Raw genomic sequence first — 13,176 nt, 5'->3', positions numbered from 1 at the left:
GAGGAGACCGCGTGATCGAGGAGATCCGCCTGCGCGACCTGGGCGTCATCGCGCAGGCCACACTGCCCATGGGGCGCGGCTTCACGGCGATCACGGGCGAGACCGGCGCCGGCAAGACCATGGTCGTCACCGGCCTCGGGCTGCTGCTGGGCCAGCGCGCCGACTCCGGTGCGGTGCGCTCGGGAGCTGCGCAGGCGTCCGTCGAGGGCACGTGGATCGTCCCGGAAGACGGCGCCGTCGCGGAGCGGGTGCGTGAGGCCGGCGGCGATCTCGAGCCCATCGGCGGGGGAGATGCCGAGCTGTACCTCGGCCGCACGCTCTCGAGTGAGGGCCGCAGCCGCGCCACCGTCGGTGGCCGCACCGCGCCGGCCGGAGTGCTCGCCGATCTCGCCGATCAACTGGTCGTCGTGCACGGGCAGTCCGACCAGCTGCGGCTGCGTTCGTCGGTGGCGCAGCGCGACGCCCTGGACCGCTTCGGCGGCGCCCCCGTCGCCGATGCCCTGGCGGCGTATCGCGAGGCCTATGAGACGTGGCGTGGTCTGGATGCCGAACTCACCCACCTCACCGGCGAGAGCGACACCCGCGCCCGCGAGGCCGAGGAGCTGCGCCTGCTGCTGGCGGACATCGAGCGCGTCGACCCCCAGCCGGGCGAGGACGACGAGCTGGCCCGCCGCGCGGAGCGCCTGTCGCACGTCGAGGAGCTGCGCATCGCCGCCGCTTCCGCCCACACCGCGCTGTCCTCGGACGACGACGCGCCGGATGTCGCGGTGCTGGCCGCCGAGGCGCGGCGTGCTCTCGAGCGCGCTGCCGACCGCGACGACACCCTCGCGGCCCTCGCCGAACAGGCCGCCGACATCGGCTACCGCGCGGTGGACCTCGCTCAGAGCCTCTCGGGCTACCTCGCCGACCTCGATGAGACCGGCCCCCAGGAACTCGCGCTCGTCGAGGCGCGCCGCGCGGAGCTGGCCACCCTCACCCGCGTGCACGGCACCGTGGACGCCGCGATCGCGCTGCTCGAGAACGGCTCGGCGCGCCTGGCGGAACTCGATGACGACGGCGACCGCATCGCGCGGCTCGAGCGGGAGCGTGACGCCGCAGCATCCGTCCTCGACGCCGCCGCCGCGGCGCTGACTGCCGCCCGCACCGCGGCCGCCGGCCGGCTCGGCGCCGCCGTCACCGCCGAGCTGCGGGCGCTGGCGCTGCCCGACGCCCGTCTCGTCGTCGAGTTGGCCCCCGGCGCCGCCTCCGCTGCCGGCCGCGACGATGTCACCATCCTCCTCGCGCCGCACCCGGGCGCCGACCCGCGCCCGGTGGCCAAGGGCGCGTCGGGCGGCGAGCTCAGCCGCGTCATGCTCGCCCTCGAAGTCGTCATCGCCGCCACCGAGCCGGTTCCCACATTCGTCTTCGACGAGGTGGATGCCGGCATCGGCGGCGCCGCCGCGATCGAGGTGGGGCGCCGGCTGGCGCGGCTGGCGGAATCGTCGCAGGTCGTCGTGGTCACCCACCTCGCCCAGGTCGCCGCCTTCGCCACCAACCACCTCAGCGTGGTGAAGGCCAACGACGGCTCCGTCACCGCCTCCAGCGTGCGCCGCCTGGAGGGCGCAGATCGCGAGGCCGAGATGGCGCGGCTGCTGTCGGGCATGACCGATTCCGAGGCCGCACTCACCCACGCGCGCGAACTGCTCAGCTTGGGCGCCGCCGGACTGATAGGATGAAAGCCCGTGACGGAAACTTCTACCGCGGGCATCATTTCGAACGACACCACCAGGCACATCTTCGTGACGGGCGGTGTCGTTTCCTCGTTGGGTAAGGGCCTGACCGCCGCGAGCCTCGGCAACCTTCTGACCGCGCGCGGACTGCGCGTGGTGATGCAGAAGCTCGATCCCTACCTGAACGTCGACCCCGGAACGATGAACCCGTTCCAGCACGGCGAGGTCTTCGTGACCGACGACGGCGCCGAGACCGACCTCGACATCGGGCACTACGAGCGCTTCCTCGACATCGAGTTGAGTCAGGCCGCCAACGTGACCACCGGCCAGATCTACTCGCAGGTCATCGCCAAGGAGCGTCGCGGCGAGTACCTCGGCGACACCGTGCAGGTCATCCCGCACATCACCGACGAGATCAAGCGCCGCATGCGCCTGCAGGCCTCTGAGGAGCCGCAGCCCGACGTGATCATCACCGAGATCGGCGGCACCGTCGGCGACATCGAGTCGCAGCCGTTCATCGAGTCCGCTCGTCAGATCCGCCACGAGCTCGGCCGCGGCAACGTGTTCTTCGTGCACGTCTCGCTGGTGCCGTTCATGGGCGCCTCGGGCGAGCAGAAGACCAAGCCCACCCAGCACTCCGTCGCGGCGCTGCGCTCCATCGGCATCCAGCCCGACGCGCTCGTGCTGCGCAGCGACCGTCCCGTCACCGAGTCGAACAAGCGCAAGATCGCGCTCATGTGCGACGTCGACGAGGATGCCGTCGTCAACGCCGTCGATGTGCCGAGCATCTACGACATCCCGACCATGCTCAACGAGCAGGGACTCGACGAGTACATCGTGCGCGCCCTCGGCTTGACCAAGGCCGCCGAGGTCGACTGGACGCGCTGGAACACCGTGCTGCAGGCCGTGCACAACCCCAAGCACGAGGTGACCATCGGCCTGGTCGGCAAGTACATCGACCTTCCCGACGCGTACCTCTCGGTCACCGAGGCGCTGAAGGCGGGCGGCTTCGGGCAGGAGACCAAGGTCAAGATCACCTGGATCCCGTCCGACCTGTGCGAGACGCCCGAGGGTGCGGCGAAGGCGCTGGCGGGTGTCGACGGCATCGTGGTGCCGGGCGGCTTCGGCATCCGCGGCATCGAGGGCAAGCTCGGGGCGCTGCGGTTCGCCCGCGAGCAGGGCATCCCCACCCTCGGCATCTGCCTCGGCCTGCAGTGCATGGTCATCGAGTACGCGCGGTCCGTCGCCGGACTCGAAGGCGCGTCGTCGAGCGAGTTCGACCCCGACACCGAGTTCCCGGTCATCGCCACGATGGCGGAGCAGGTCGACATCCTCGCCGGCGGTGACCTGGGCGGCACGATGCGTCTGGGCCTGTACCCCGCCCAGCTGGCGGAGGGATCGCTGGCGGCGGAGCTCTACGGCTCGGACGTCGCCTACGAGCGTCACCGTCACCGCTACGAGGTCAACAACCGCTACCGCGACCAGATCGCCGACGCCGGGCTCGTCTTCTCCGGCATCAACCCCGACCTGGGGCTCGTGGAGTACGTCGAGCTGCCGCGCGACGTGCACCCGTATTACATCGCCACCCAGGCCCACCCCGAGCTGCGTTCGCGTCCGACCGCCCCGCACCCGCTGTTCCGCGGGCTCGTGGCCGCCGCCGTGGAGCGGCACCGTGCCAGCGAGCTGTTCGACGTCGAGAATGACTGACGACACCGCCGGCTGGCTGCGCGACGAACCGGTCTCGTTCGAGGTCGAGCAGAGCGACCTGGTCTACTCCGGTCACGTCTGGGACGTGCGCCACGACACCGTCCGCTACGGCGACGGGCAGATCGTGCGCGACTACGTGCAGCACACCGGTGCCGTCGCGGTCGTCGCGCTGGACGATGAGGGCCGGATGCTGGTGCTGCAGCAGTACCGGCATCCGATCCGCGCCCGCGACTGGGAGCTGCCCGCCGGGCTGCTCGACGTCGAGGGCGAGCCGCCGGCCGAGACGGCGAAGCGCGAGCTGGCGGAGGAGGCGGACCTCGTGGCGGCGGAGTGGGAGCCCCTGCTGAGCTTCCACACGAGTCCCGGGGGCAGCGACGAGACGCTGCACGTGTTCCTGGCGCGCGGACTGTCCGCTGCCCCGCAGGTGCATGAACGCACCGAGGAGGAGCAGGACATCCGGGTGGAGTGGGTGGCCGTCGACGACGTGATCACCGCGGTGCTGGCCGGGCGGGTGCGCAACGGCGTGCTCGCGCTGGGCGCCTTCGCCGCGGCCGAGCACCTGCGCCGGGCCGGAGCTGCCGGGCGCTGACATGCAGGTCGATCGCGCGGTGCACGCGTTCCTCCGGCACGTCGCGATCGAGCGCGGTCTGTCCGAGCACACCGGTGCCGCCTATCGCCGCGACCTCGACGCGTATTCGCGGTGGCTGGGGGAGCAGGGCATCGCCGACACCGACGAGATCACCGCCGACGTCGTGACGCGGTTCATCGCCGATCGGGCGGCGGCCGACCCGCCGCCCGCCGCGGCGAGCCTCGCCCGCCTGCAGTCCGCCGTGCGTTCCTTCCACCGGTATCTGGCGAGGGAGGGCATCGCCGCCGGCGACCCCACCGGCCGCCTGCGCCCGCCCAAGGCGGCCCGGCGACTGCCCAAGGCGCTGACGATCGCGCAGGTCGAGGCCCTGCTCGACGCGTCGGGGCCCCTGGCATCCGATGCCGCCGCGGGCGACCTCGTCGGCATCCGCGACCGCGCGTTGCTGGAGCTGCTGTACGCCACGGGTGCCCGCATCTCGGAGATCGTGCAGCTGGACGTCGACGACCTCGCCCACGGCGACGTGCTGCGGGTGCGGGGCAAGGGCGACAAGGAGCGCATCGTGCCGATCGGGTCGTATGCGCGCACCGCCGTCGACTCCTACCTCACGCGGGTGCGGCCGGAGCTGTCGCGCCGGGGGCGGGCGACGCCGCGGCTGTTCCTCGGGGTGCGGGGCGCCCCGCTGTCGCGGCAGAGCGCGTGGGCGGTGATCGGCAAGGCGGCCGAGAGGGCGCAGCTGACGGCGCACGTGTCGCCCCACACGCTGCGGCACTCCTTCGCGACGCACCTGCTGCAGGGCGGAGCCGACGTGCGCGTCGTGCAGGAGCTGCTCGGCCACGCCTCGGTGGCCACGACCCAGATCTACACCTACGTCTCACCCGACGCGCTGCGCGACGTCTACGTCACGTCCCACCCGCGCGCCCGCTGACCCCCCGCCCGCCCGCGCGGCTCCGACGCTCGCGGTTGGGGGCGGGGCGGGGGCGGGGTTTGCACGGCGCGGGGGTGGGCGCGAGGCCGTGGGTGTCGCCAGACTGGGGGCATGCCCACCACCGGTACGGCCACTCTCCGCCCGCCGCGCGGACTCGCGGTCTTCTGGATCGTCGCGGCCCTGGCCGGCTGGGTGGTGTCGTTCCTGCTCTACCAGGAGTACATCGGCCAGCTCACCGGCGCCGACCCCCTCATCTCCTGCCAGATCAGCGTGCTGGTCACCTGCGGACCGAACCTGCTCTCGCCCGGCGGCAACCTGCTGGGGTTCAGCAACTCGATCATCGGCATCGTGCTGTTCCTCGGGCCGCTCTACGCCGGGGTGAGCGCGCTCGCGGCCCCCGGCGGGATGCGGCGGTGGTTCTGGCGGGTGTACACGCTGTTCCTGCTGGGCGGTTTCCTGCTCGTGCACCTCTTCGCTTACCGCAGCGTCTTCGAATACGGCTCGCTGTGCCCGTGGTGCATGGTGGTGTGGCTGGTGACCATCCCGCTGTTCTGGTTCACCCTCGCGTGGGCGCTGCGTGACGGGGTGTGGGGGCGGATGCCGCGCCTCGGCGCCGCGCTGCTGACCTGGGCGCCGCTGATCACGGTGCTGAACTACGCGCTCATCGCCGTCGTCGCCCAGGTGCGGCTGGACGTGCTCGGCAGCCTCTGACCGTGCCCGCGGGGTCCTCCCGCACGGCCGCACAGGCGGGCCCATAGAAGGTCGGGCCGTTGCGCGGGAGAATGCTAGCGGAAGACGCGCCGCCCTCGGCATCCGCCAAAATCGACGTGACAACTCGTGAAAACGACGTACCGACACGGAGAAGAACGTGACCACCATCAAGCTCGTCCGTCCGCACCTCGCCGCCGCAGCCCTGCTCGTCATCGGCCTGACCTCGCTGAGCGCCTGCGCCACCACGCCCGACACCTCCGGCGCCGTGCGCGTCGACGGCGACGAGAGCAGCCAGCCCGACGAAAGCGGCGAAGCCGTCGACGTCTTCTCGATCTCCCTCGGCGACTGCCTGAACACCTCCGCGCTCAGCGACACGACGCAGGTGGACAGCGTCCCCGTCGTGCCCTGCAGCGAGCCGCACGAGGACGAGGTCTACTACACGTTCGATTCCACCGACCCGGAGTACCCGGGCGAGGACGCCCTGGTCAGCGAGGCAGGCGAGACCTGCATCGCCGAGTTCGCCGACTTCGTGGGCATCGCCTACGAGGAGTCCGCGCTGGACTACTGGCCGATGTACCCCAGCGAGCAGTCGTGGGAGCAGGGCGACCGCGAGATCCTCTGCATGGTCTACGACCCCAGCGGCGAGAAAGTGACCGGCAGCCTGGCCGGCTCCGCCCGCTGACGTCCGCATCGCCGGAGGGCACGCCGCCGCGCGCCCTCCGGCGATCGTCGTCGCGATGATTAGAATCGTTGCAGGCGAAGCACAGGCAGGAGCATCGGTGGCGACCAAGGCACAAACGGCGAAGACCGCGGCGGGGGACACCCCGATCGGTCCCACCGGCCGCCCCTACCAGGGCTTCCCGACGCCACCGAAGCTCGATGGGCACGGGCCCGCCCGCATCATCTCGCTGTGCAACCAGAAGGGCGGCGTCGGCAAGACGACGACCACGATCAACCTGGCGGCGTCGCTGGCCGAGTACGGCCGCCGCGTGCTGGCCGTGGACTTCGACCCGCAGGGCGCTCTGTCGGCGGGGCTCGGGGTGCACACGCACGAGATCCCCACGATCTACGACCTGTTGCTGGACACCAAGCGCGACCCGCACGACATCATCGTGCCCACCGGCGTCGAGGGCCTGGACATCCTTCCGGCCAACATCGATCTGTCGGCGGCTGAGGTGCACCTCGTCAACGAGGTCGCCCGTGAGACGATCCTCGCCCGCGTGCTGCGCAAGGTCGCGGGGGAGTACGACGTCATTCTCATCGACTGCCAGCCCTCGCTGGGGCTGCTGACCGTCAACGCCCTCACCGCCAGCCACGGGGTGCTCATCCCGCTGGAGTGCGAGTTCTTCGCGCTGCGCGGCGTCGCTCTGCTCATCGAGACGATCGACAAGGTGAGGGACCGCCTCAACCCCACCATCACGCTCGACGGCGTGCTGGCCACCATGTACGACCCCCGCACCCTGCACTCGCGTGAGGTGCTGGAGCGGGTCGTCGACGCGTTCGGCGACGACGTGCTCGAGACGGTCATCGGCCGCACCGTGAAGTTCCCGGACGCCTCGGTGTCGGGCGTGCCGATCACCGAGTTCGCGCCGGAGCACCCTGCCGCCCAGGCCTACCTGCGGCTGGCGCGGGAGCTGGTCGCCCGTGGCGCCGTCGCCTGACGACGAGGTCGCCGCGACCCCTGCCGTCTTCCCTGCCGACGTGGTGCCCGCCGGGGAATCCCGTGCCGGCACGACGCCCGACGACGCGCCCTCGACGGATGCCGCCGCCGAGCCCGGCGCAGACGAGGGCTTCCGCGTCTCGCTCGACGTGTTCGACGGTCCCTTCGACCTGCTGCTGTCGCTGATCTCGCAGCACGAGCTGGACATCACCGACGTCGCGCTCAGCAAGGTGACCGATGAGTTCATCGCCTACCTGCGCAGCATGCAGACCGCGGAGCAGCTGGACGAGGCATCCGAGTTCCTCGTCGTGGCGGTGACGCTGCTGGACATGAAGGTCGCCGGACTGCTGCCGCAGGGCGAGCTCGTGGACGCCGAATCGGTGGCCCTGCTCGAGGCGCGCGATCTGCTGTTCGCGCGACTGCTGCAGTACCGCGCCTTCAAGGAAGTCTCCACCTGGTTCGCCGCGCGGCTGCAGGCCGAGGACCGGCGGCACACCCGCTCGGTGCCGTTGGAGGAGAAGTACCGTCGCGCCGTGCCCGAACTGGTGTGGACCCTCTCGCCCGCGGACTTCGCCGCCCTCGCCGTGCTCGCCATGACGCCGAAAGAGATCCCGCACGTCGGGCTGGATCACCTGCACGCGCCGCTGGTGTCGATCCGCGAGCAGGCCGCGGTGGTCGTGACGCTGCTGCGGGATGCCGGCACCCTCAACTTCCGTGACCTCATCGCGGGCGTCACGCAGACCGGTGTCGTCGTCGCCCGCTTCCTCGCGGTGCTCGAGCTGTACCGCCACGCCGCCCTGTCGTTCGAGCAGCTGGAGCCGCTCGGCGAACTGACCCTGCGCTGGACCGCCGAACGCTGGTCGGATGACAGCCTCGCCTCTCTGGGAGCCGACTATGACCGATGAAACGCCCACGCCCGACGCCGGGGCGCTCTCCGCGACCGACGACGCCGAGCAGCCCGCGCCGCGGCCGCAGGATGCGGCATCCGTCGCCCAGCGCCTCGAGGCGATCCTGCTCGTCGTCGACGAGCCGCAGCCGATCGTGCACCTCGCTGCCGCCGTCGGCGCGCCCGTCGACACCGTGCGCCAGGCGGTCCGGATGCTCGTGGCCGACTACGACGGCGAAGGCCCGGGTCCCCGGCGCGGCTTCGAGCTGCGTGAAGTGGGCGGCGGCTGGCGGCTGTACGTGCGCGCCGAGCACGACGACCTCGTCTCCGAGTTCGTCAACGCGCAGGCGCCGTCCCGGCTGTCGCAGGCGGCGCTGGAGACCCTCGCCGTCATCGCGTACAAGCAGCCGGTGACCCGCAGCCAGGTGGCGTCGATCCGCGCCGTCAACGTCGACTCCGTCGTGCGCACCCTGGTCGCGCGCGGCCTCATCACCGAACTGTTCACCGACCCCGAGACCGGGGCGATCAACTACGGCACCACCGACGCACTGCTGGTGAACCTCGGCATCAACTCGCTCGACGAGCTGCCGCACATTTCGCCGCTGCTGGACGACGGCGCCGACGGGTTCGACGTGGAGGGTCTGCGATGACCGAGCACGACGACCCCACACGATCAGAGGGAGAGAAGACGACGATGGACACCGAGGGTGTACGGCTGCAGAAGGCGCTCGCGAACGCGGGGGTCGCGTCGAGGCGGGTGTCCGAGAATCTCATCGTCGAAGGACGTGTGCGGGTGAACGGGCAGGTCGTCACCGAGCTGGGGTCGCGCATCGACCCCGAGCGCGACCTCATCGACGTGGACGGCACGGTCATCCAGCTCGACCAGTCCAAGCGCTACGTCATGCTCAACAAGCCCACCGGCGTGGTGAGCACGATGAAGGACGAGAACGGCCGGCCCGACCTGCGCCGGTACACGAAGGACTGGCCGGAGCGGCTGTACAACGTCGGACGCCTGGATGCCGAGACCTCCGGCCTGCTGGTGCTCACCAACGACGGCGACCTCGCCCACGTGCTGGCACACCCCTCGTTCGGCGTGACCAAGGTGTACATCGCGAAGGTGTCCGGCCGGGTCACCGCGCAGACGATCTCCCGGCTCACCAAGGGCATCGAGCTGGAGGACGGGCCCATCGCCGCCGACAAGGCGCGGCTGCTGGACACCTCCGGCGAGACGAGCCTGGTCGAGCTCACCTTGCACTCCGGTCGCAACCGCATCGTGCGGCGCATGATGAGCGAGGTCGGCCACCCCGTCATCGAGCTCGTGCGACGCCAGTTCGGCCCGCTGCACCTGGGAACCCTCCCGGCGGGGCGCGCCCGCGAGTTGACTACAGTGGAACGCGGCGCGCTGCTCACTTTGGCGCGCGCCGCGACGGAGGAGCCGTCGCCGGGTGACCAGGAGAGCCAGTGACCGATTCGACGACGGGGCCGCTCGCTGCGCGCGTGCAGGGCCCCGTCCGCATCGTCGGCGCCGGGCTGCTGGGTTCGAGCATCGGCCACGCGCTGCGGGCCCGCGGCATCGACGTCGTGCTCGACGACACGTCGCCCGCGCAGCTGCGCCTGGCCATCGACTATGGCGCCGGCCGTGCCGCGCGCCCCGATGACATGCCCGCCCTCGTCGTCGTGGCGGTCCCGCCCGACGTGACCGCTGACGTCATCGAGCGGGAACTGAACGCCCACCCGCAGGCCGTCGTCACCGATGTCGCGAGCGTCAAGCTCGAGCCGCTGCGGCGTCTGCGCGAGCGGGGCGTCGACCTCACCCGCTACATCGGCTCCCACCCGCTGGCCGGCCGCGAGCGGGGCGGTGCGATCGCCGCCCGCGCCGACATCTTCGTCGGCCGCCCGTGGGTCGTGTGCCGCGACGGCGAGACCCGACCGGGCGACCTCGCCGCCGTCGAAGCCCTCGCCCTCGACCTCGGCGCCATGCCGGTGGAGATGAGTCCCGAAGAGCACGACCGGGCCGTCGCCCTCACCTCCCACGTGCCGCAGCTGGTGGCGAGCCTGCTGGCCGGCCGCTTCGTCGATGCGCCGGAGGGTTCGCTGCGCCTCGCCGGTCAGGGCGTGCGCGACACCACGCGCATCGCGGCATCCGCGCCCGAGCTCTGGGTGCAGATCCTCGGCGCCAACGCCGCGCCCGTCGTCGACGTGCTCGACGCGCTGGCCGCCGACCTCACGGCCGTGTCGGCCGCGCTGCGCGAACCCGAGGTGCCCGGCGCCCGTCGTGAGGTGGCCGAGACGATCCGGCGCGGGAACGACGGCGTCGAGCGACTCCCCGGCAAGCACGGGCAGAACCGCCGTTTCGAGCCCGTCGTGGTGATGGTCGATGACCGCCCCGGCCAGCTGGGTCGCCTGTTCGGCGACCTCGGCGTCCTCGGCGTGAACGTCGAGGACCTGCGCCTGGAGCACTCTCCGGGCGCACAGTTCGGCCTGGCGGAAGTCAGCGTCGTCCCCGCCGCGGTGCGCCGGACCGTCGACGGTCTGACGGAGCGGGGCTGGAAGATTGCGAGCACCAATGACTGACACCTCCCACGGCTCCGCTTCGAGCGAGGGTGGCCCCCTCGTCGTCGCGATCGACGGCCCCGCCGGAAGCGGCAAGTCCAGCGTGTCCAAGCAGGCCGCCCGGCGGCTGTCGTTCGGCTACCTCGACACCGGCGCCGCCTACCGCGCCCTGGCCTGGCATGCGCTGTCGCACGGCATCGACACCTCCGACGCCGTCGCGGTGCTCGAGGTCGCCGGCGACTTCGACTTCGCGATCTCCCTCGACCCTGACGACTACTGGGTGAGGGTCGGCACGGTCGACGTGACCGGCGCCATCCGTGAGCCGCGCGTGTCCGAGGCGGTCAGCGGCGTCGCACGGGTGCCGGCGGTGCGCGAAGCCGTGAACGCCATGTTCCGGGCGCTGGTGGCCACGTCCGCACTGCCGGGCGTCATCGTGGAGGGCCGCGACATCACAACGGTGGTGACCCCCGACGCGCCGGTGCGGATTCTCCTCACCGCCGCGCCCGAGGTGCGCGCCGCGCGGCGCAGCGCCGAGATCACGACGCAGGATGCCACGGCGGTCGCCGACGCGCTGCACCGCCGTGACGCCGCCGACGCCAAGGTCGTGGACTTCCTGACCGCCGCCCCCGGCGTGACGGTCGTCGACTCGACCGCATTGAATTTCGACGAGACAGTGGACGCCGTACTCGACGTCGTCCGCGCAGAGACGGGAGCGCACCATGAGCGCTGAAGAAGAATACGAAGGCGGCCCGGACAACCTGGCCGAGAAGCTCGCCGACATGGACGAGCACCTTGCCGAGCAGCGCGCAGCGACCCTGCGCGCCTCGCTGTCGGACTATGAGCTCGACGACGAAGACGCCGGGCTGCTCGCCGGTGTCGCGCGCGGCGATGACGGTGTGGAATACACCCCGGCGCTGCCGGTGGTCGCGATCGTCGGTCGCCCCAACGTCGGCAAGTCCGCGCTGGTCAACCGCATCCTCGGCCGCCGCGAGGCCGTCGTGGAGGACACCCCCGGCGTGACCCGTGACCGCGTCACGTACAAGGCCGAGTGGATGGACCGCCGGTTCTCGCTGGTCGACACCGGCGGTTGGGAGCCCGACGCCCGGGGCATCGACCGCTCGGTCGCCGCGCAGGCCGAGATCGCGATCGACCTCGCCGACGTGGTGCTCTTCGTCGTCGACGCGATGGTGGGCGCCACCTCCACCGATGAGCACGTCGTGAAGCTGCTGCGCAAGAGCGGCAAGCCGGTCTTCCTCGTCGCGAACAAGATCGACGACCAGCGCCACGAGCCGGAGGCGGCCGCCCTCTGGGCTCTCGGCCTCGGCGAGCCGTACCCCGTCTCGGCCATCCACGGCCGCGGCGTCGCCGACCTTCTCGACGAGGTCATGAAGGTGCTGCCGGAGGTGTCGGCGGTCGCCAAGCAGGAGATCGGCGGGCCTCGCCGCGTGGCGATCCTCGGCCGGCCCAACGTCGGCAAGTCGTCGCTGCTGAACAAGGCCGCGGGCGAAGAGCGCGTCGTCGTCAACGAGCTGGCGGGCACCACCCGCGACCCGGTCGACGAGGTCGTGGAACTGGGCGGCAAGCTCTGGCGCCTGGTCGACACCGCCGGCATCCGTCGCCGGGTGCACCTGCAGCAGGGCGCCGACTTCTACGCGTCGCTGCGCACCTCCGCGGCGCTCGAGAAGGCCGAAGTGGCCGTGGTCGTGCTCGATGTCAGCCAGCCGCTGAGCGAGCAGGACGTGCGCATCATCGACCTCGTGCTCGAATCGGGTCGCGCCCTCGTGCTGGCGTTCAACAAGTGGGATCGCCTGAACGACGACGACATGGAGAACATGGACCGTCGCCGCTACCTCGAGCGCGAGATCGAGCAGGACCTCGCCCACGTGGCGTGGGCCCCGCGCGTCAACATCTCGGCTCTCACCGGTCGTCACCTCGACAAGCTGGTGCCCGCGCTCGAGACGGCGCTGGCGTCGTGGGATCAGCGCATCCCCACCGGCAAGTTCAACGCGTTCCTCTCCGAGCTCGTGGCCGAGCACCCGCACCCGCTGCGCGGTGGCAAGCAGCCGCGCATCCTGTTCGGCACGCAGGCATCCACGCGTCCGCCGACATTCGTGCTGTTCACGACCGGGTTCCTCGACCCGGGCTACCGCCGGTTCATCCAGCGGCGCCTGCGCGAGCTCTTCGGCTTCGAGGGCACGCCGATCGTCATCAACATGCGGGTGCGCGAGAAGCGCCAGCGCTGAGCCGCCGGTCGCGGGTGCCTTTTGGCTCTCGCGCCCGCTGAGACACCACTTTCGGGGTGGGATGCCGCGTACCGCGCGATGTCCCGCCCCGTTCGTGGTTTCGCGGGCCGGGTCCCGGCGGCGGTGGGATGCGGGTGCGCGCGCGGCCCCTCAGGGGACGGGCGAGCCCACACGCACGGCGCGCGTGAGCACT

Annotated in this window: 13 protein-coding genes; all 13 read left to right on the top strand. The window is 71.5% G+C overall.

Translation table 11 applies throughout. From position 1 onward, the window contains the following. Positions 1–11: 11 nt before the first annotated feature. Positions 12–1,715 (top strand): DNA repair protein RecN, encoded by a 1,704-nt coding sequence (gene recN, locus QNO26_RS10230; RefSeq protein WP_257638764.1) that lies wholly within the window; start codon positions 12–14, stop codon positions 1,713–1,715. Positions 1,716–1,721: 6 nt separating this feature from the next. Further along, positions 1,722–3,416 (top strand): CTP synthase, encoded by a 1,695-nt coding sequence (gene pyrG, locus QNO26_RS10225; protein WP_257534009.1) that lies wholly within the window; start codon positions 1,722–1,724, stop codon positions 3,414–3,416. Then, positions 3,409–4,005, top strand: a complete 597-nt coding sequence (locus QNO26_RS10220; protein ID WP_257638765.1) for an NUDIX domain-containing protein — start codon at positions 3,409–3,411, stop codon at positions 4,003–4,005. Before pyrG ends, QNO26_RS10220 begins: the two co-directional genes overlap by 8 nt. Position 4,006: 1 nt before the next feature. After that, positions 4,007–4,930, top strand: a complete 924-nt coding sequence (xerD, locus tag QNO26_RS10215) for a site-specific tyrosine recombinase XerD (RefSeq protein WP_257638766.1) — start codon at positions 4,007–4,009, stop codon at positions 4,928–4,930. A gap of 111 nt (positions 4,931–5,041) precedes the next feature. Beyond that, a complete protein-coding gene (locus QNO26_RS10210; protein WP_257534016.1) occupies positions 5,042–5,641 on the top strand; it encodes a vitamin K epoxide reductase family protein in 600 nt (199 codons plus the stop codon). A gap of 157 nt (positions 5,642–5,798) precedes the next feature. Next, a complete protein-coding gene (locus QNO26_RS10205; protein WP_257534018.1) occupies positions 5,799–6,323 on the top strand; it encodes a septum formation family protein in 525 nt (174 codons plus the stop codon). A gap of 97 nt (positions 6,324–6,420) precedes the next feature. After that, positions 6,421–7,302 carry a ParA family protein gene (locus QNO26_RS10200; RefSeq protein WP_257534020.1) on the top strand — a complete coding sequence of 294 codons (882 nt, stop codon included), beginning with the start codon at positions 6,421–6,423 and terminating at the stop codon, positions 7,300–7,302. Positions 7,303–7,342: 40 nt separating this feature from the next. After that, positions 7,343–8,206, top strand: coding sequence for a segregation and condensation protein A (locus QNO26_RS10195; RefSeq protein ID WP_374679401.1), 864 nt, complete (start codon positions 7,343–7,345; stop codon positions 8,204–8,206). Then, positions 8,196–8,837, top strand: a complete 642-nt coding sequence (gene scpB / locus QNO26_RS10190) for an SMC-Scp complex subunit ScpB (RefSeq protein ID WP_257534023.1) — start codon at positions 8,196–8,198, stop codon at positions 8,835–8,837. Before QNO26_RS10195 ends, scpB begins: the two co-directional genes overlap by 11 nt. Continuing rightward, complete coding sequence (locus tag QNO26_RS10185; protein ID WP_374679399.1) at positions 8,834–9,652, top strand: pseudouridine synthase; 819 nt, start codon at positions 8,834–8,836, stop codon at positions 9,650–9,652. The genes scpB and QNO26_RS10185 overlap by 4 nt, the downstream gene beginning before the upstream one ends. After that, on the top strand, positions 9,649–10,761 hold the full coding sequence (locus tag QNO26_RS10180; RefSeq protein WP_257534024.1) for a prephenate dehydrogenase: 1,113 nt from the start codon (positions 9,649–9,651) through the stop codon (positions 10,759–10,761). Before QNO26_RS10185 ends, QNO26_RS10180 begins: the two co-directional genes overlap by 4 nt. Next, positions 10,754–11,470, top strand: a complete 717-nt coding sequence (cmk, locus tag QNO26_RS10175) for a (d)CMP kinase (RefSeq protein ID WP_257534026.1) — start codon at positions 10,754–10,756, stop codon at positions 11,468–11,470. The genes QNO26_RS10180 and cmk overlap by 8 nt, the downstream gene beginning before the upstream one ends. Beyond that, on the top strand, positions 11,460–12,983 hold the full coding sequence (gene der, locus QNO26_RS10170) for a ribosome biogenesis GTPase Der (protein ID WP_257534028.1): 1,524 nt from the start codon (positions 11,460–11,462) through the stop codon (positions 12,981–12,983). The genes cmk and der overlap by 11 nt, the downstream gene beginning before the upstream one ends. The last annotated feature ends 193 nt before the right edge of the window (positions 12,984–13,176 follow it).

Origin of the sequence: Microbacterium sp. zg-Y1090 (assembly GCF_030246945.1) — a bacterium.
GTDB lineage: Bacteria > Actinomycetota > Actinomycetes > Actinomycetales > Microbacteriaceae > Microbacterium > Microbacterium wangruii.
The sequence above is the reverse complement of the archived record's forward strand: the minus strand, read 5'-3'. Positions and strand labels throughout refer to the sequence as shown.